Here is a 19850-nt window from a genome sequence, read left to right on the forward strand (position 1 = left end):
CGCTGCTCGGTGATGCTGTTGTCTGGCAGCAGCGAAGCAGGTGAGCATGAGCTCAAGGTGTACTCGCATTTTGGCGACCTGCCAGCGATTGCCTATCAGGTACCGGCAAAACCACACGCGAGCATCGCCTGGCAAGTGGCTTCGACGCGCAAGGCGTTGCTGATCAATGATGTCGTTGCTTCGCCCTTGGCCAGCCTAGCGGCGCAGCGCGAGCGCATCAACGAACCCTTTATGTCGGCGCCGATCACGACCGCCAACAACGTGCTGGGTGTGATCAACGTCAGCAAGCAGTTGCAGGGCGACAGCTTCAGCGAGGCCGACCTTGAGCTGCTGGAACTGTTCGCCTTGTTCGTTGGCAAGTCCATCCATGTGTTCCAGCTCGAGAAGCTCTCCGAATCGCGCATCCTACAGATGGCGCAGGTACTCGAGACGCGCGAAGCGGGAGGTAGCGGGCCGATCAACCCTGATCCGGCACGGATTGCCAAGATCGTGGCAAAATCCTTCTATCGCGAGCTCACCTTGGCCGGTTTCGGGCCGAAAGCGATTATGTCCGTTGCCAGCGAGGTGTTGGGGCAGTTGAACGAGACACTGAGCACGCATCAAGCGCGACTTGGGCGTCGGCAAGAAAACTGATCATTTCCGACATGGCAACGATTAAGCGATCAGGACCCTGTACTACTGTGGTTCCAAGAATCCCATTGCGTGCGAAAGGTTCTGAAGGCGTCTTCGTTGGTCAGCACTTGACTCTCGGAGAAAAAGAAACGTTCCAATGATTGCTCGTTCAGCTGTCTCTGCCTTTCCTGAAGGCCGTTACGGATCGATTGCAGAATGCTGTCTTGATCCTCGACGAAATAAAAATGATGGAGATCTTTTCTGCCTCGCAGGCCAGCGTACTTTTCATAATAGCGGTCGCGTAAGGTCTCTAGATTAAGCCTTAGCAAAACAGCGGGAGCGCCCTCGACATGCGCGTATTGTTGTTTTGCCTTGAGCTTCTCAAACAGTAGGAGATCCTCATAGAAGGGCGCGTGCTTTGGGTGTACGGTAATGATGAAATCGGTGCCTTCCATGAAGCCAGTCGTCAGCGTCAAGGCGTAGCGAAAAAGTCTCAGCACCGTCGTGGCGTTCGCATGTTTCCTGTCCACGGCTAGCCCAGAGAGCTCACACAAGCGCCTGCCGCTTTCCCTGAGCTTCTGCAATTCCTCGCTGCAGAAGCCATCCGCGGGCAAGCCGGCTTCCGAGTCCATCACGCAGGTCAGGGTTCCCGCCAACTTGTCCGCCTTCTTGGCAATGAGCGTGAAGGTGCCCGGCAGCGCGTTCCAGAGATTAACCCGCATCTGCTCGGGTTTCAGATCGGTATAACCGCAGTCCAGATAAATCTTGTAGACAAGCCGGTAGCACTCCGCGAGATCGTCGCGTGTTGACGCGATCCAGGTCTGTTCCCCGCACGAAGAGGATCTGTGCTTGACCTCGATAGCGTTGCTGCTGGCTTGGCGGTTGATCGCTGCGACAGGGTGGCATCTCGGATCAGTAGAGCATTGATCACTGGAAAGATGATGCTCCTCGAGCTTTGCCTGGTTGTTTGATTTGTCAATGTCTTGGCACAAAACAGAGCCCTAACAAGTCATGCGATATCAGTTGAAAACCCAGACACTCGAGATCCTGCTCAAGCTGCTTGGCGGCGGAGAAATCCTGTTTTCAAAGTGAGCGCGGACTTCAGCTCATGTCGACTAAGAGGACGAATCGATCGATCCTCTGTGGCCCAGCAAACGCGACTCGCATCTTGCGCGGCTACTGGCCAGTACGCCTATACCCAATCGCACAGAAGACGTTGAGATAAGCGCTTAAGAGACTGTCCAGGAAGGACAGTCTCTTAGATAGCACCTCTTGAAGGGGCGGAAAAGTGTCGCGTTTGCCGCACCAAACACAGCATTTGCGGAGCTTACAGGGCGAAGCGTGACACAGGACGCATGGGTGTTATGGGTCGATATCGCCGCAGCGGATATGCAGGTTCCTACCCCTAAACCGACAACATCAGGTTGTACGGGATTGTACTAATAATCGCAAGGGTGGTTGTAAAAATTTCTGACGATGCTCAGGCTGTGTTGCCCAGGCTGGCCACTTGAGCGGTTCCTGTCGGGCCGAATTTTCGGTGGGAAAGGTCGGAGCGGTTACTCGTTAACCCTTCAGATAATCTGGTTATTCGTCATGGTTGAGTGTTCCACTTATTATTCCGCCAGCACTAATCCAGACACTGGTTGCCCTTACGCCCGGTGTGCGGAGGCATTTTGGTGTCCGGATAACACAAGTCGGGACAATAGACTCTTGCTTATCCTGCTCAGGGCTGTAGTCGGTGTTCAACGTTTTAGTTGAAGTTCGCGCTTGGCGTGCGATGCTGAAGGCAGTTGAGTACACTAACGTGATGGTTTGGTGTCAAAAATTTTTACATTAAGTCTCGTTTCCGGTGGGTTTAGATTCTAAAGCATTGTTTTTATTTATAAAATTATTTTGGCATTAATTCTGCTAGGCTATAGGCAGACATCGATGATTTGCTAAGTTGCTCATTAGCACATTCATTAGCACATCAAGCTTTGGTATATCCGGCGCAGCTTTTTTGCCTTGCAACACGACAGCAGGAGTAACGAATCATGTATAAATACTCTCCATCAGTAATCCCGGTCGCACTTTTCCTTGGGTTAGGAGCCTCTGCAGTTCAGGCTGGGGTTTGCAACAGCACATCGGACGTTAGCATTACCCAAATTAACAAACAGGATGGCACTTCCTTACATTCAGTACCACCAGGTGAAATAACTGCCAGCGACTGTATTGTTGCAGGAGGCCGGCACCCGGGTTCACACGGTGACTTTGGTAACAATAATGGTTTTAGAGGTCAGGGTGATCTAAATACTTGGGCAGTAGATGGCGGGCCCTATGGTGAATTTGGGGCGTTCGTAGAGGAAGACGACTTGCAAGCGCTGCGTAATCCTGATGTCGCTGAAGATCCCGGCTGGATCTTTGTTGGTAAGCAAGACGTTGGTGGGGGAACCGAATGGGGAACCATCAAAGATGGCGTAAACGGGGAGGATTTTTCGTTTGCATCATTTTTTTCAAGCTTCGACGACCTTATCGACATCAATGGATCCGACGATTGTACCGCTGACGATGGGGGCTTTTTTTGTGGCACTTGGTCTTACACTCCTCCGGAAATTCCAGCAGACCTTCAAGCTGTCATCGGGGATAAAAGGATCTTTGACCAAATTGCGATTGTCTTGAAAGGGGGCAATTCTGGCAACGGCAACGGCAACGGCAACGGCAACGGCAACGGCAACGGCAACGATGATGACTCATCCGCCAACGATACTATGATCTATAACTTCACCCTAGCAGATTTGGCTGGTGCAGGTATCCCCGGATTTGATCCGCTAGAAACATACGCTTATAGTGGTTTCTGGAATACAAGCAATTCGATCATCAACAAGGGTGGCCAATCTGCAGGGCTCTCCAATTTTTCAGTCTATATTCGTGATCCGGAGTTCCAGTCGACCTCCACTGAAACGCCAGTGCCGACGCCGGCTACACTGATTCTCTTTGCCTCTGGCTTGATCGGACTTGGCGCTTTGCAGAAGCGTCGCGCTCGCGCCTGATTCTTATTGCTATCGCTGTTAGAGGCAAAGTTTGCCGATTGCCTGTACTAAGGGCAATCGGCGTTTTGCTGTTCTATGCTGCTCGAATTCTGATCCTAAGAGACTAGGTGAGCGAGTCTTAGAAAATCATGCTCTACCTGTAAAATAACGGCATGTCCACGGAGGCACTGATGAATTTCATTCCCCCGATTCAGATCTATCCTTGGCTCCTTGCCTTGGGGGCTCTCTGTGCGTCAGCGCCCATAAGTGCCGATTGGCAGCGGATTGATGTTCCTGCCGGCTTTCGTTTTTACGATGGACAAGGGGTGGAAAGGAGTCCAGCCTGTTCGCAGGCCCCGAGCTTCGAGGACTACAGTGGGGGCAATGACCAGGTTGTTCAACAAGTTGGGGGCGCTACCAGTCAAGCTAACGGCAACTTCTCGTTCTTTGCTGACATGGCAGGCGCGGTCAGCGGGAATCTGCTGATCTACTTTGCTGGCGGCGGTGCTTGCTGGGACCCGGCGACCTGCATAGGCTCTCCGCTCTCTTCGAATCCGGTTTATCTGCCGGTGGTAACCGAAACAACCGCTGTGCTTGAAGCATACTCGGCTGATCAGGATGGATCTGGTGCTGGTGGTCTTTTGGTTAATACGCGACCGTCAAACCCTTACGCCGGTTTCGCAAAGGTCTATATCCCCTACTGCACTGGCGATGTCCATGTGGGGTCGAATGACCAGCCTTATGAATACGAGGGGCTTGACTGGACGATTCGCCATCGCGGATTCGATAACCTACTCATGGTGCTGCAGTGGCTGGAGCAGCAAGATCTGATGCTAGAGCGAATCGTGCTCGCCGGCTCAAGCGCGGGCGGTTATGGTGCCCTGATCAATTTTCCCGTCATCCATGACGCGCTTGGCGATGATGCAAGCTATTCCCTCGTGATTGACTCGGCAAACGGTGTCTTGACGGATGGATTTGTTGCCAAGGCGTTTGGGGAGCCAGACCCTGACGCAGAGGATGGCTGGCGCGAAGGTGTTTGGAATGCTTACCAAAATATCGATTCGATCATTCAGCCAGCGTTGCACGTTGATGCCAACCAGGTATTGGTACAAGGAATCAAGCGTTTGGGTCAAGCTTATCCGGACGCACGAATTTCCCAGTCTACTGCTGCTTTCGATGTTATTCAGACATCCTTATATCTGACGATGCAACAAGTTGATCAGGGTCGATTCGACCCGTACGTTCCATTTAATGAAGACGAGATTTTTACCACTGCACTTTTCGATTGGAGCCCGAGGGCGCGTAGCGCAATGATCGAAACTGCTTTTGGTCTATCCAATTTCAGATATTATCTTGGTGCCGGTACGGGTCATATTCATCTGTTGGACCCGCCGCCCGAGCTGGCGCCTTTTCCGACCACGAATTATTTTGAGGAAAATTCAGCAAAAGGCATCGACTACACTGCCTGGCTCGATGATATGCTGAATAATCCCCGGCGCTTCTTTGGCACGAATTGGCGCAATCTAAGCTGTTTCCCGTTTTGCTTCCTGCACTGAGCTAAGGCAGGTTATAGCGACCCGGCGCAATAATATTGTCCGGGTCGAACACCTGCTTGAGCTTGCGTATCGTCTGCCAGTAAGGGTCGTCCGCCGAGACTATCTTATCCATCATATCCACCCGCGCCCGGTACGGCGACAAACCGCGCTCGTGAATATAGGCGAGCAGGGCGTCGGCGCAGCGGCGCGCGCGCGCCGTTTGCTCGTCCTCACTGCGATCAAACAGCAGATTGATCACCGCGACCAACGAGGTAGCGGTCTCAATATTGAGCGTCATATAGAGTCGATGACCATGCGCCTCGGCGATGGCTTCCATGCCGGCGATCACCTCCATCACTAAGGTGCCATCCAAGGGTAAGGCAGGACTGATGAACAGAACGCCGCATCTTGAGTTGTCAAATTCCTCGACATCCAGGTTTGGGTGCCCGAATTGCCACATCAGATTCTGGATCGGTAGATCGGTCGGCGTTCCCAGCGCGAGCTGATGCAGTGGCCGCATGGCGTGGATCGCCGCAGCGTTGGCCCGCGCCATCGGCAGGAAGCGCAGCGCGTGGGTGACGGCAAAGCCGACATCGAGCAAGCGCTCGGTGACCACCATCACCCGCGCCAGCTTGCCGATGCGCTGGCGGATCTCGCGCAAGGAGGCACGCACTTGTCCATGATTGCCTGTGACGGCGGCGAGCGATGCCCACTCACTGGGTGCGATCAAATTCAGCACGCGCTCGGATTCAGCTAATGCCTGGGTCGCCGAGCGCCCACAGGCGTCCTTGAGGTACTGAGCAATCCCATAGGTCAGGGTCGAATGATTCCGCGCCCGGTTGCCGATATGGGTCACTGAAGTTAACAGTCCCTCGCGTTTCAACCGCGCCAAGCGGTTGATCAACTCGCCAAGGTCTTGTTCCCGATGCAGAGAGAGCGACACCGCAACCTCATGCGGCCGCCTTGGGCGAAGCCGGAAGCAGGCGCTGGTCACGATACCGAAGTTCCCCTGGTAGAACAGGCCATCAAGGATGGGGCCAAGGCCATCTGGGTGAAGATGGGCGAGCGGTGAATCCTCGCCAAGACGGCGAAACCCGGTCTTTAGAACCTCACCGGTGCCGGTGACGATCTCGAGGCCGAACAGGTCTTCGCGGCGCGGGCCGAAGTAGCCGACACCGCGATCTAGGGCGCAGCCGATGAGGCTGGTCTCGCGCCCGGCACCCGTCACGTTGAAGGTGAGCTCCGGGCAGTGCTTGGCAAGGAAATCATGCAGCTGCCCTTGGGTGACGCCCGGCTCGATGACGGCGATGGGGTGGTCCACCGAGATTGCTTCAGCGTTGAAGATGCGGTTCATACCGCTGAGGTCTACGAGCGTGTTGCCCTCGGTGACCGGGGAGCGTGAGCCGTAGCCCCAGTTATGGCCTTTTGAAATGGGGTAGAGCGAGCGGCGTTCACGCCTTGCTTGGACGATGAACTGCTGTACGCCCTCACGAGAGTTGAGTTGCGCAATCGCTTGATATGGCTGGGCATATCCCGTCACGTTATCTGGCAAGCAGTATCCGACATTCTGGGGAGGGTGGGGTGTTATCATGTTCAGCCGAGACTTAGGTATGCGTCATTTGAGAGTAGCTGGTTTGCAGCTGGACAACCATCGCCTTGCCAGATGGCTTAACCTCGCGGAGGGCGTCAGTTTATTTTACATCCGCTCTCCATCGCCAACTCTGGATCTTGGGTCATCGGTTTAAGTTGTTGATTTTATAGTTTATATGATAAGTGGCACAGCGTATGCTTGTTCTCATGTGTCGTAGCCACTTTTCTCCATGCGATAACACAGAGGTCATTTGAGCATGAACACCCAGTTCAACACATTTAAGACGTTTAGCGCGGCCGCAATCCTCGGCCTCGGAGTCACCTTTCAGGCATCAGCAGCGCCGCTGTTTACAGTTGATCCGACCGTGTTCTCTTCAGGTGCGCCAGGAACTTTTACTGCTGACCAATTAAGTGGTAGCGCATCGACACTGGTCACTCTGGATACCGTTGCCAATACGGGTGTAGGTCAAGGCTGGATCAACTTCACATCGTTCACTAATGGAGGCTCTCCGGTCCTCAGCAATGTTTCCTATGTAGGTTTTGATTGGCAGATGTGGGCAGAGTTTATCTACACTGTGGCTCCTCAAAACCCAGCCGATTCCATTGGGCCCGGCGTTAATCTCGCCATGACCAGCCTTGACTTCCAATTCTGGGGGGCTTCCGGGACTGACGTTCAATTCACTCCAAACAGCGTTAACGACATCGTCACGCCTACCGTAGATACTTCTGGAGCTGGTGTTAGCAATCTACAACTGATCGGTCAAGGCAGCCTGATTGACGGAGTGATCGAACCAACCAGCCAAGGAGGAAATGCACTGAATGCTTATTCCTCTTATAGCAATACAGCGTTCGGTAACACCTTCTTCATTGAGCCGACACCGTTCTATGATATTGCCTTTAATGATTTCAACAACACTTCACAGCAGATTGTACAAGACGGTAATTTAGTGCGTATCGTGTCCACTGGAGCTGTTGATTTTAATGGTGTACCTGTACCAACACCGGCAACACTGGCGCTCATGGGTCTTGGGTTGCTTGGTCTCAGCTTTACGTCTTGGCGTCGGCGCGCTGGCTAAATAGGAATTAACCTGCAAGCGCCAAAGCCCCGCAAATGCGGGGCTTTTTTATTCGGCGCATGAAATTGGTTATGATCAGAGAAATTGAGGTGTAGGCAGTCCCCCGAGCGAGAAGAAGTGTTTCAGATCACTGAAGTCTTGCTGCTGGGCAGGATGCAGTCCCTGAAAGATCGCCTGACACTCCTCAAGTGCTTTATTCGTCACGGTATGTCGCTCCCCTCTATGCACAACAACCATAAAGGGGACAAGCGCCGTTGAGTTGAACCGCGTGCTCGGGCCGAAGATGCCCATCGCCTGCTTAAATTCTTGCGAGGTGAAAGCGGCGCGCAGTGAATTCAGATAATCGGCTGTAAAAATCTCCGACTGCTGTTCCTTGTGTTGTTCAGCAAAGAAGCGCCGAGTCTGCTCACGCTTGAGGCGGCTGAAATCGGCAAGATAGACAGCGCCATCCGGTTTCAGCACTCTTGCTGCCTCACGAAAGGTGGCTTGAAGCACCGAAACATCAGGCAGATGATGAAGCGACATCGTTGACATCACGACGTCCATCGAGTTGTCCGTCATACCCTCCAGATTCTGGATATAACGGGTCTCGAAACGCACATTCTCTAAACCAAAGCGCTGCACCGTCTCGCCCGCCAGTTCGAGCATCTCCGGCGATGCATCCACACCGACGAAGTTGGCATCGGGATGCACGCGCGCGACCTGAGCGAGTTGGTTTGCCGGACCGCAGGCGAGATCTAGGACGTCATCACCTGGCTTGATGAGCTGGCTGAGCTGCAGTGTATGGAAGAGGTAAGTCGGAGCGATCACGCCATCCTCGCGCCCGGCAAGCATGAACGCTTCGGCTTGATCGGTATCGTCCATAATCAGCTCGGGTTCTGGTACTCGCGCATCCTGGCGCGAGGCGAGTAATTCCAGAACCAAGTGCTTGAAGAGGCTGAGCTGTGTTGACATCGGGTTAGGTTATCTGCCTGCTATTCTGGCTGAGGTAGGTTTGCTAGAAGTTTGGTGGCTTCTTCCTGTTCGCTGGTGTCGGGATGTTCGGAGACGAGTTGCTCCAACTGTAACCGCGCTTGCGCATGCTGATCGGAGGCAATCAGTGCCTTGGCAAGATGGAGGCGAATGGAGGGGTTTTTTGGGGTTAATTCAAGCGCCTGCTCTAGAGTCGCGACAGCGGCAGCCGCATCACCTTGTTCCAGTTGAATCGTCCCCTTAGTATCGAGAATGGTGCCGGCCTTGGGCGCGAGCTTGATCGCTTGGTTGATAAGGCGAAGCGCTTCTGCGGAATCACTCTTGCGAAGCAGCCAGGCGAGATTGTTGAGCGCAATCGGATTCTCGGAACCTTGCTCAAGGAGGCGACGGTAGGCGCTGATGGCTTCATCGTCGCGCTGCAGCGCAAGCAGTTGGTTCGCGAGCATCAGCCGCAACTCCTGGTCTTGCGGATGACTGGCTAGCCAGTTGGATAGCGTTTCAACCGAAGCTTCGATATCTCCCGAGACTTGCTGTACCTGAGCAATGGCTCCGGCCAGGTAACGCTCATCGGGTGCTAACTCGGCTGCCTGTTGAAAGGCCTCAAGCGCATCTTGCAGGCGTCCTTGGTTGAAAGCGATGGCTCCAGCTCTCCCCAGCACTTGTGGGTTGTCCGGATACATTTGCTGCGCCGGCGCGAGCATCTCAGACGCTTTCTCGAGCTGGCCTTCCTGCGTGAGCAGTTCCACGCTCATCAGCCGCGCCTCGAGATGATCGGGCTTCAGTGTCAGCACGTTTTCCAGCGCTGCGCGCGCTTCGTCGCGTTGGCCTAGACTGGCCAATACTCGACTCAGCAAGAGTGGAACATCAATCGACTCTGGCTGCAATTCCTGCAGTCGATTCAGGCTGTCGATGGCGGACTGACGGTCGCCGCTGTTTAATGCCGCGAGCGCCATGAGTCGGAGATATTGCACCGAGTCGCCTTGAGTCTCTTCGACTTCTCGCAGAACGGCAACAGCCTGGTCTGGGCGATCAGTTTGCAGGTAGATCTCGGCCAGCCCGCGCCTGGGTTCGAGTGCGTTAGGGTGCGCCGCGACGGCGCGCCCGAGCAAGGATTCGGTTTGCTCTACGTCCCCTTTGGCAGCGCTAAGGCGAGCTAGGTTAGAGAGCAATCCAAGGTGCTCGGGATAGTCCTCCAGATACTGGGTTGCCAGCGCGCGCGCCTCATCCAAGCGTCCATTGCGGGCGAGGATGCCGGTCAGGTTGCTCGCGAGATCGGCTTTTGCATCGGGCACGGTATCTAGCCCTTCGCGAAATATGGCCTCAGCATTCTCGAAATCGCCTTGAGCGACATAAGCAAGCCCTTTGAGGTTGTAATAGAGAGCGGGATTGACATCATCGCGCTGCTTGAGACGCTCGATCAGAGTGAGCGCCTGTTCGTATTCATTGGCGCGCAGTCTTTCCATGATCATGGCGATCTCAAGTCGGACATTGCCTTCTCCGGGTGCCAGCTCAAGCGCCCGCTCCAGCTCACTGAACCCTTCTTCGCGCTGACCTTCTTGCACCAGTGCGAGTCCAAACTGCGCCCGTGTCGCGGCCGAGTCCGGCTCCATGGCGATGACCTTGCGCAGATGATGAAGGGCCTCGTCGGCGCGACCCTGAGCGAGATACAGATTGCTCATCATCGCTAAAGTCGCTTGATCTTCCGGGTTATTTTGCAATATGGCATTCAGGGCCCGCTCGGCACGCTCGCTATCGCCATCGCGCAGACGGGTCAGGGCCAACAGGCGGTTGGCTTCCGGGGAGTTGGGGAACTGGCCGGTATAACGATTCAGATAGCTCGAGGCTTGCTGCCAGTTCTCCAGGGCATATTGGGTGGCGCCCAGGTAGAACACCGCCGGCATGTAGTTTCCATCGCGCGATAGGGTCTCTTCAAGGCTCGTGCGCGCCTGGTTATAGTCTTGCCGATAGAAGGCGATCAGGCCACTGAGGTAGCTCACCGCTGGATTCTGTGCAGACTGTTTGCGCAAGACTTGCAGGTCTTTCTCGGCGCCCTCGTAGTCTTGCTGGAAGACTCGGGTCAGGGCGCGTTTGAAGCGCGGGGTGAAGGGCAGGTTGGTGGTCTCTATGGCCTTGCCGTAGGCCGCTTCGGCGGCATCGAATTGGTTGGCATCCCGCTCTAGATCGCCGAGGAGCTCCCAGGCGCGGCTGGATTCGGGATCGCTGTCGAGTGCTGCCTGGAGCGAGTCTCGAGAAGCCTCTCTGTCGTCTTCTAGCAAGGCGACCCAGGCCATGCCGAGCAGTGCCTCGGCGTTAGTGGGCTCCAGCTCAAGCGCTTGCTGCAGGGTCGCGCGGGCGTCATCGGCGCGACCCTGTGTGAGCAGGGCTTGTCCGCGCAGCGTCAGGAGTTCTGGGCCTTGTGCGCTGTCGAGTGCCTCATCGGCGTCAGTGGCCGCGATGATCTCCTCCGTCTTGCCCTGCAACAGCCAGGCGCGCACAAGCGGCAGGCGCAGTTGATCGGGGTCGGCGCCAAGCTCTTGGGCACGGACAAGCTCGGCCTCGGCCTCAACGCCGTTGCCGATGGCGAGGTTGTATTCGCCAAGCAGGAGTCGCGCCTCGGCCTGCGCGGGGTCTTGCTGGAGGGCGTTCTTGATCTCGATAATAGCCGTTCGGATGTCGCCCTCGGCATAGGCTTGCCGTGCCTGCGCGACGTGCTCCTCGGCAGAGAAGGACGTTTGTCCGCAGGCGGTGACGACGACGAGGGCGGCGGCGAGCAGTGGCCCTCTGTTGTGGACAACGAGGCGATGATCGGCGCTCGTCAGGCTTGCTCTGCGCATAAGGGCTACTCCTAAGTGATCACTAAATTGATACGGCTGTTTGTTGTTGCGGAATCTGGGGTCAAACGTCCGTCAGTGGAGGCGCGGGGACCGTTAGCTGGTCCCCAACGATCGATAATAGCGCTTTAACCTCAGGCCGCATTCCCTGATAGAGGCTGTCGCTGGTGATAAAGAAAGGGCCACGCAGGCCATGATAGTCGACGATATCGCCGGCCTGAACAAAGTTGATGCCAAAATATCTCATGTGTCGGGCGAGCCTGGGCTCCATCATGACCACGACCATTTTCATGCCTCGTTTTAGACTGATGGTCGCGGAAGCCAGATACAGACCAAGAGCGATGTGCGGGAAGATGCGGCGCTCGGAGGGCGTGATGGATAAGGCCTCGTCACTGACGCCATGCGCGGTCTTCGCCTCGCCCGGGCGCCGGCGGAAGCGTGAGACGATGGCGAGCCGCGAGATTTCACCAAAGGTGCTGCGATCGATCTGGCTGAAGTCGAGGGTCTTCTTGTCTAGGCTGTCGCTACAATGACGTTCGAGGGGTAATTGCGGCTCCGGGCTGTTGGATGTGTTCAGCACTAGGCGCACACAGCCGGCAAATTCACCCGAGGGACGGTGCCGCAGGAGACAATGTACCGAATGGGCGTCGAATTCATCGAGTTCTCGGCCATCGGGGAAGTCCGCTTCGTTCTCGAAGTGGAGCTCGTGGCAGTAAACTTGGTAGCGGATACGGTAGACCACATCGCGCAGCGCATCGGTGTTGGCGGGAACGAGTTCGAAAAACTGATTGAAGGCTTCAGCCAGGGAGAGGTCTGTTTCAGTCATCGCTGTTTTCTCGATCGCTAGGCGGGCATCGTCTTGGTGGCCTGCTGATGGATGATCGGAGGAACTGTTGAGGCTTGAAGACTCGTGGAGGACTCATGATTGTCACAAGATCCTAGCTTGGCATTGCACTCGTTCTTATAACATACTCGCGTACTCGCACGCGGAGTCGCCCACGAGAGGGTGTCAGGTTTTTTTACGCTTGTTGCCGCCAGTGCTTTCATCCTTAAACTTTTGATTGATAAGGCGATAGCGATGTTCCCCCGTGGCGTTTCAGCATATCAAACAGCGCGATGTTTGAAGCCTGATGTTTGAAGTCTTCTATGGGCTGAAGGAAGACCCCTTCCGCCTCAGCGCCGATCATCGGTTCTGCTACCCGCATCGGAACTTTGCGCGGGCGCGCGCCTATGTGGATTACGCGCTGCACCGTGCCGAGGGTTTCGTGATGGTGACAGGTCGTCCTGGTACCGGCAAGACGACGTTGATCAATGATCTGCTGAGCCGGCTTCCAGAGCCCTCGACGCGCGCGGCGACCTTGCTGAGCACCCGGCTGGATGCCGAGGATCTGCTGCGGATGACCGCCTATGCGCTAGGTCTGGAAACGCGAACACAGCCGAAGGCGTTGCTCTTGCAGCAGTTGATGGAGTTCATGAACGAGCAGTATCGGCGTGGCGGGCGCACGCTGCTGATCATCGACGAGGCGCAGGATCTGGGCGCCTCGGCCTTGGAGGAGCTGCGGCTACTGACCAATCTGCATCAGGCCGGGCAGCCGTTGCTGCAGATCGTGTTGGTGGGTCAGGAGCCGTTGCGCGAGTTGGTGCGGCGGCCGGAGATGGAGCAATTGCATCAGCGCTTGATTGCGGCCTGGCATCTGCAGCCGCTGTCGCCGGCGGAGACAGTGGCCTATGTGCGCCACCGGCTCGAGACGGCGGGCTGGCAAGGTGATCCGGTGTTCGAGCCGGGCGTGCTGCAGGCCGTGTACCACTTCAGCCAGGGGGTGCCTAGGCGCATCAACCTGATTTGCAGTCGGTTGTTGCTGCATGGCTGTCTGAGTGAGTTGCATCGATTATCGAAGCAAGATGCCCTTGACCTGGTCCATGAGTTGGGCGAGGAGGAGTTAGCACCGGAGCAAGAGGGGACAACCGAGCTGCCGGAGGTGGATTGGGCGGAGGTCGACCAAGGTCTGGATTGGGTGCCGCCGATGCCTGCCGTTGCCGACGAGGCGGCGATCAGCGCTCTGCATGAACCGGTTGCAGCCGCAGCAAGCCCGGACACATTACCGCAGGCTGAGCAACAGGTTTCACAAGCTGTGACCGAATCTGCGGCCGTTCCTCGGGCCGAGTCCATTCCGCCAGCATTACGGATGCCGGTGGCGCTTGAACAGGCCGCCGCCGTGTCTGAACAGGCGGCCGCCGCGCCTGAACAAGTGGCCGCCGCGCCTGCCCATTTATCCGAGTCTTCTCCGGTGCCTTGGCTCGCGGTTGAGCACTCTGGAGCACTGCTTGCTTCGACTGAGACGGCAGCGCGGGCAGACACGTCAGCGCCGTCATGCCGCATTGAGCCGCCGCGCAAGCGGTCCGTTGTCTTGCGTCGCATCAAAAGGCGCTCAGCGGGTATTCTGGGGTTGATTCTGATGATCCTGCTGAGTCTGTTGCCGGCCGGTATGCTGATGGTGCCGATGGTGTTGGTCTTGCCTGCCAGTATGCCGTTGGTACAGCATGGTCCGTTAGGATGAGGTGTCCTCGCTAAAGGGTGATCTTGACTATGCATCTGTTATTCATGAGTGGTTGCGGGGTTGCTCGCGGCCGGTGTTTTCTCCTGATCGGGTTGTTGGGCCTGCTGCTGCCAATGATCGCAACGGCTGACGCCGAGCGTGGGCGGGCACTGGCGCAACAGGTCTATGATCGCCCGGATGGTCGCGATGCCGCGAGTCGCGGCACTATGATCTTGACCGAGGCGGGCCGCGAGCCACGGGTGCGCCAACTCTTTAGTTACCGCCGCGACGGCACTGGTGGCGAGGTGGCCAATCTGATCCGCTTCACGGCGCCGGCGGATATCGCCGACACGGGCCTGTTGACCATCGACCGTGCTGATGGCAGCACCGATCAATGGGTCTATCTGCCTGCGCTGGGGCGCGATCGGCGGATTCCGTCATCGCGCCAGGGCGGGCGTTTCGTCGGTTCGGATCTGTTTTACGAGGATCTGCAGGATCGCAAGGTCGACGAAGACCGACATCGCTGGCTTCGGAGCGAGACCTTGGAAGGCGTGGCAACCGAGGTGTTGGAGAGTGAGCCTGTCGATCCGAGCAGCTCGGTTTATGGTCGTCGCCTGAGCTGGATTCATCCGCAGACCCTGATTCCAATGCGGGTTGATTTCTACCGCCCAGGCGCTCAGCAGAAGCCGTTCAAGCGCTTGCGGGTCTACAAAGTTGAGCGTATTCAGGGCTATTGGACGGTGACCGATAGCCTGGTCGAAGATCTGGAGTCGCGCCATCAGACGCGGCTGACCACTGACAAAACGGTCTACGATCAGGATCTTCCGGAGCGGTTGTTTAGCAACCGCGCGTTGAAAGACCCGGCCCTGGAGCGGCCGTTTCGGCCATGATGCATGCTCAGTCTTCATGGCGTTTTGATCGTGGCTTTGGCTTTGGCTTTGGCTTTGGCTTTGGCTTTGGCTTTGGCTTAAGCTTGGGCTCTGGCTCTGGCTCTGGCTCCGCCGAATGCCGGAACCCTTTGCCTGCTGGTTTCAGCCGATGAGACGGCTATCGCTCAACCCCTTGTTTTTGCCTCCCTGGATCGCGCTGGTGATCCTGGTGCTGCTGGCGGTGGTGCCGTTGGCGATCGCCGCGCTGACGCTGAAGGTCAATAACTCAGCGGAGGCCTACATCCCGCAACAGAGCGAGGCGGCGATCTTTGAGCGCCAACTGCGCGAGCGCTTTCCGGGGGATGAGGTGCTGGTGGCGGCCTTCGCCGGCGAGGATCTCTACACCGATACCTTCTTTGAGCGGTTCGAGCAGTTGGTAGTGGCAATGCAGCAGCATGCGCTGGTCGAGCGCGTGCTGGCGCCGAGCACCATGGATCATATCAGTGGCACGGCGGATGGCTTTGTGGTGGAACCGCTGCTGGATCAGTCCATCCGGTCGCCGCTCGACCCCGCCGAATGGCGCGCGCGGCTGCTCTCCGATCGCTTTGCCCCTGGTTTGCTGGTCTCTGATGATGGGTCACTGATTGCCCTGGCGGTGCGGCCCCATGAACTGGAAGACAGCCTGCAGCGCCTGTCCATCGAAACCGCCTTTCTGCAGGCCTTGGAGGAGGCCGGCATTGAGGCGGAATTGGTGGCGATGTCTGGGCAGACACCGCTGGACGCGGCGCAATTGCGCGCCACGCTTCGCGATAGCGTGATTTTTGTTCCCGCCACGCTGATCATCGGCTTAGTGCTGATCGCCTGGCTCTTCCGGCGCTGGTTGGCGCTGGCGGTGGCGCTCGCGGTGATACAGGCCGGCGTCGGCACGGCGCTGTTGATGCTGGTGCTGCTGGGGCAGCCGTTTACGCTGATCACAGCGATTTTGTCGCCGCTGATGGTCTCGCTCTCGGTGGCGCTGCTGTTGCATTGGTACAACGCTTTGGCGATGGCCATGCGTCGGTCGGAGGCCGATGTCGCCTCGCGCAGCGCGTCTGTGCTGCGCGCCTGGACGGCGATTCATCGGCCAGCATTCTTGACCGCGTTGACCACGGCTGCGGGGCTGATCTCGCTGAGTATGAGCGAGATCCCGCCAATCCATGCCTTGGGGCAGTCGGCGGCGGTTGGCGTCTTGATGTTGTATCTCATCGTCGCCTGGATCTTGCCGCCGATCTTCGCGCGCTGGGATCGGGGTGACTGGGCGCGGTCTGGTCGCGGCATCAGTATTCTGGATGCGCCCGTTGCCTGGTTGCGCCACATTGGCATGCGCTATCCGCGCTGGGTGCTGCTGATCACGCTGCTGTTGTTGGCCCTGGGCGCGCCACAGGTGGCTCAGGTCGAGGTGGAGAGTGATCTGTTTCGCTTCTTCCGCGATGATCATCCGATCACCCAGTCGAATCAGGTGCTGACTGAGCGGTTGTCTGGTGTGACGGCGTTGGAGGTGGTCTTCGAGGCGCCGGCGCGTGATGCCTTGAAGCAGGTTGAGGTGTTGCGCCAGCTCCAGGCCTTCCGGGAGTGGATCTCGGAGCGCCCGGAGGTCGATCGGGTCACCACCCTAGTCGATATGATCGAGGAGATGCATTGGGGCTTCCATGCCGAGGACCCTGATTATCGCCGGCTGCCGGATCAGAGCGATCTGATCGCCCAGTATCTGTTCATCTATGACGGTCAGGATCTCTACGAGCTGGTCGATCGGGATTTCCGCATCACCCGGGTGCTGCTGAATCTCAATGTCAATGGCTCCAGCAAGATCAACGCCATGATTGCCGATATCCGGGAGCATCTGGACCAGCAGGCGCTGGGAGCACTGACGTTTGAGATTGCTGGTTTTGGGCGCTTGTTTGGTGATCAGGAGCGTCTGCTGGTCGAGGGGCAGATCCGGGGCCTGATGTTGGCAGTGGGGCTCATCTTCCTGCTCATGGCGGTGATTTGGCGCTCGGTGCCGGCGGCGCTGTTGTGTATGGTGCCGAATCTCTCGCCGATCTTGGTGATCTTCATCGTTATGGGGCTGTTTGGTATCTGGCTGGATATGGCGACCGCAATGATCACCGGCATTGCGGTGGGGATTGCGGTGGATGACACCATCCACGTCTATCATGGCTATCGCAGCCGACGCCTCCGTGGGTTATCGCCCGTTTGGGCGCTGGCGCGAACCTATCAGCACGCGGGACGAGCGGTGACGGCAACAACCCTGATTCTGAGCGCGCAGTTTCTGCTGCTGACCAGCTCGCCTTTTGTGCCCACGACTGAGTTTGGCCTGTTGACGGCGCTAGGCTTGGTGACGGCGCTGCTGTTCGATCTGCTGGTGTTGCCGGCGCTGCTAATGGTCACCGCCGGCTGGTGGTGGTCGCGACGGCGATCGAACCTGCCGCCACAGGTATCGGATGCGTCGGATGCGAAGGTGGGTCTATGAGTCAACGGCGAGAGACAAGCAGTGCGATCAGGCTCGGTATCGCGGCGCTCTGTGTCCCGCTGTTGCTGCCTGCGGCGCTAAGGGCGCAAGTGCTAGAGTTAGGGCGTCCGCCGCCACCGTTGCCGCAGGTGCTTGAGGCCTCCCCGGAGACTGTAGATCAGGCGCCTGCGTCTGTCGGTGGTTCAGAGTTAGGCGTCGGTTTCGATCGTCAAGACGATCAGTCCGGCATGCCGTCAGACAGCCAGTCAGGTCTCGCATCCAGCCTCAAGCTTGAGCAGTTCTGGATCGAGACCGGCATCCTGACCCAAGATGCGAGTCAAGCCAACACCAGTAACCTGTTGCGTGCCGATCTGGCGGCGGAATGGTCATTCTCGCCACGCTGGTCGGTGCGGCTCGCCGCGCGTCTGGATGGCGATCTGCAAACGGGTGAGGAGGCGTTCAATCGTGTCGAAGTGGATACCGGCGAGAGCTATCTGCGCTATCAGGACCAAGACCGGCGCATCACTCTCGGTGCACAGATGGTCACCTGGGGCCGGGTCGACGAGGCGCCGCCGACTGATCAGCTCAGCGTGCAGGATCTCAGCCGTGGGCTACTGAATGAATTGGAAGACCGGCGTCGCGCGGTGTTGGCCGTGCGCTGGGAGGAGTTCATCGGTGATGTGAAGCTCGATCTGCTCTATGTTCCGCGCCTTCGCACCGCCGAGATGCCGCGGTGGGACAGCATTTGGTCGCCGGTGAACAAGCAGCGCGGCGAGATCATCGGCATGCCCTTTAATCCTGCGCTCGCGCCCTTGATTCAGAACGGGCGCTTCGACGAGAACGAGGGCGGCAGCGGCGGCTGGGGAATGCGTGTCAGTCGACCGGGCCGGGGTCTGGATGTTGCGATGACGCTACAGAATACCCGGCCTTCGCTGCCATACTATGTGCTCGACCCCCAAGTACGGGAGGCGCTGCTAACCAATCCTTGGGGAATCTCTGGCGCCCTGAGCGCGTCCCCGGACACCTTCATTGCTCGCTATCCAAGAACCTGGGTGGTGGGTGGCGATCTTGGGCTGACGACGGAGAAGGCGACCTGGCGGCTTGAAGCCGCTTGGCTCAGTGATCAGCCGGCGACCGGCGCGGATCTGCGTTTCATCACCCGCGAGGCAATCGAATGGGTCGCTGGCGTGGAGTTCTATCCGGGTGATCGCGAGCTCAGGGTGAATCTGCAGCTCGGTGGTGGTCAGATCCTGAATGCGCCAACTGGGATGCTCGATCGACAAAAGACGCTCAGCCTATTCGGGGATCTGGAAAACAGCTTTGCTCGGGATCGCTGGCGCGCGCGCTTGCGGTACTTCGTCGGATTGGATGCACATGATCTTTACCTGAATCCGCAGATCGCCTTTGTTGGCTTCGAGCCGCATGAGATCAGTCTGGCCTACCATTACTTCGATGGCGCTGAGCAGACTTTGGGTGGCTTCTATCAAGAGAACGATCTGGTCACATTGGGCTGGCGGATGCGATTTTGACTATTCTTCGCCTAATTTGTTGCCTTTAGGAGACGATTTTGTTGATCTTTACCAACAGTCTGGTCTGTGCTAACCTAGTTCATGCGGGTTTTTAGCTCAAAATCGCTCGATTTGCGGATCGGATCAGGATGGAGGAATGTCGGTGAAGACGCTCTTTTTACGTGACAGGAGGGTGCCTGTGCGTTCATCGGTCTTATTGGCCTTCGTCATCATTGGCCTCGTCATCCTGGTCTCTGGTTGTTCGACCAAGCCCAAGCATCCTCCACTGCCCTCGATCCCGCTGGACAAGACGCCGGACTACATCATCGGTCCAGGTGATAATGTCAATATCTTTGTCTGGGGCTTCCCGGAGCTGTCATCCTCCGTACCGGTTCGACCTGATGGCAAGATCACCACGCCCTTGATCGAGGATGTCCCAGCTTCCGGCCTGACCCCTACGGAGTTGGCGCGCGACATGGAGGAGGTGCTCGCGACCTATGTGCTCGATCCGGTTGTTACGGTCATCGTCACCGGCTTTGTTGGCCCCTATAGTCAGCAGGTTCGTGTTGTCGGAGAGGCGGCTAACCCGCAAGGCGTTCCCTATCGCGAGAACATGACGGCACTGGATCTGATGATTCAGGTGGGTGGTCTGACTGACTTTGCGGCAGGGAATAAGGCCAGTATCGTGCGCATGATCGACGGCGAGCTCACTCAGTTCAGCGTGCGTCTCAATGATCTCATCAAGCGGGGTGACATGAAGGCCAACGTCTACATGCTGCCTGGGGATATCCTGATCATCCCCGAAACCTGGTTCTGATACGGCC

At 57.3% G+C, this 19850-nt stretch carries 14 protein-coding genes; 9 read left to right on the forward strand and 5 right to left on the reverse strand.

Translation table 11 applies throughout. The features are described 5' to 3' along the window. Positions 1–633: GAF domain-containing protein (locus VBE63_RS15620; protein WP_323683954.1), on the forward strand; the 633-nt coding region annotated here is incomplete at its 5' end. A 29-nt stretch (positions 634–662) separates the two neighbouring features. Here VBE63_RS15620 and VBE63_RS15625 read toward each other — a convergent pair. Beyond that, on the reverse strand, positions 663–1604 hold the full coding sequence (locus VBE63_RS15625; protein ID WP_323683955.1) for an N-acyl amino acid synthase FeeM domain-containing protein: 942 nt from the start codon (positions 1602–1604) through the stop codon (positions 663–665). Positions 1605–2645: 1041 nt separating this feature from the next. Between VBE63_RS15625 and VBE63_RS15630 the strand changes: the two genes are divergently transcribed. Beyond that, positions 2646–3641 (forward strand): hypothetical protein, encoded by a 996-nt coding sequence (locus VBE63_RS15630; RefSeq protein ID WP_323683956.1) that lies wholly within the window; start codon positions 2646–2648, stop codon positions 3639–3641. A 170-nt stretch (positions 3642–3811) separates the two neighbouring features. Further along, a complete protein-coding gene (locus VBE63_RS15635; RefSeq protein WP_323683957.1) occupies positions 3812–5176 on the forward strand; it encodes a pectin acetylesterase-family hydrolase in 1365 nt (454 codons plus the stop codon). A gap of 1 nt (position 5177) precedes the next feature. Here the strand turns inward: VBE63_RS15635 and VBE63_RS15640 are convergent, their stop codons facing one another. Next, positions 5178–6707 (reverse strand): FAD-binding oxidoreductase, encoded by a 1530-nt coding sequence (locus tag VBE63_RS15640; RefSeq protein WP_323683958.1) that lies wholly within the window; start codon positions 6705–6707, stop codon positions 5178–5180. 295 nt (positions 6708–7002) lie between these two features. Here VBE63_RS15640 and pepA point away from each other — a divergent pair, with 295 nt between their 5' ends. After that, a complete protein-coding gene (pepA, locus tag VBE63_RS15645) occupies positions 7003–7821 on the forward strand; it encodes a flocculation-associated PEP-CTERM protein PepA (RefSeq protein ID WP_323683959.1) in 819 nt (272 codons plus the stop codon). 75 nt (positions 7822–7896) lie between these two features. On the opposite strand, the gene VBE63_RS15650 is transcribed toward pepA, so the two are convergent. From VBE63_RS15650 to VBE63_RS15660, 3 genes are all read right to left on the reverse strand, one after another. Next, entirely contained in the window at positions 7897–8775 is an 879-nt protein-coding gene (locus tag VBE63_RS15650; RefSeq protein ID WP_323683960.1) for a class I SAM-dependent methyltransferase, read from the reverse strand. A gap of 20 nt (positions 8776–8795) precedes the next feature. Next, complete coding sequence (prsT, locus tag VBE63_RS15655) at positions 8796–11627, reverse strand: XrtA/PEP-CTERM system TPR-repeat protein PrsT (protein WP_323683961.1); 2832 nt, start codon at positions 11625–11627, stop codon at positions 8796–8798. A 61-nt stretch (positions 11628–11688) separates the two neighbouring features. Beyond that, positions 11689–12450, reverse strand: coding sequence for a PEP-CTERM/exosortase system-associated acyltransferase (locus tag VBE63_RS15660; protein WP_323683962.1), 762 nt, complete (start codon positions 12448–12450; stop codon positions 11689–11691). Between the two features lie 304 nt (positions 12451–12754). Between VBE63_RS15660 and VBE63_RS15665 the strand changes: the two genes are divergently transcribed. From VBE63_RS15665 to VBE63_RS15685, 5 genes are all read left to right on the forward strand, one after another. Beyond that, positions 12755–14182 carry an ExeA family protein gene (locus VBE63_RS15665; protein WP_323683963.1) on the forward strand — a complete coding sequence of 476 codons (1428 nt, stop codon included), beginning with the start codon at positions 12755–12757 and terminating at the stop codon, positions 14180–14182. Between the two features lie 44 nt (positions 14183–14226). Beyond that, positions 14227–15051, forward strand: coding sequence for an outer membrane lipoprotein-sorting protein (locus VBE63_RS15670; RefSeq protein ID WP_416274567.1), 825 nt, complete (start codon positions 14227–14229; stop codon positions 15049–15051). A 148-nt stretch (positions 15052–15199) separates the two neighbouring features. Further along, positions 15200–17539: an efflux RND transporter permease subunit gene (locus VBE63_RS15675; RefSeq protein ID WP_323683965.1), complete on the forward strand. Its 2340-nt coding sequence runs from the start codon at positions 15200–15202 to the stop codon at positions 17537–17539. Further along, a complete protein-coding gene (locus VBE63_RS15680; RefSeq protein ID WP_323683966.1) occupies positions 17536–19047 on the forward strand; it encodes a hypothetical protein in 1512 nt (503 codons plus the stop codon). The genes VBE63_RS15675 and VBE63_RS15680 overlap by 4 nt, the downstream gene beginning before the upstream one ends. Positions 19048–19225: 178 nt before the next feature. Next, entirely contained in the window at positions 19226–19843 is a 618-nt protein-coding gene (locus tag VBE63_RS15685) for an XrtA/PEP-CTERM system exopolysaccharide export protein (RefSeq protein ID WP_323683967.1), read from the forward strand. Positions 19844–19850: the final 7 nt, after the last annotated feature.

Source organism: Lamprobacter sp. (assembly GCF_034860625.1).
Classification (GTDB): domain Bacteria; phylum Pseudomonadota; class Gammaproteobacteria; order Chromatiales; family Chromatiaceae; genus Lamprobacter.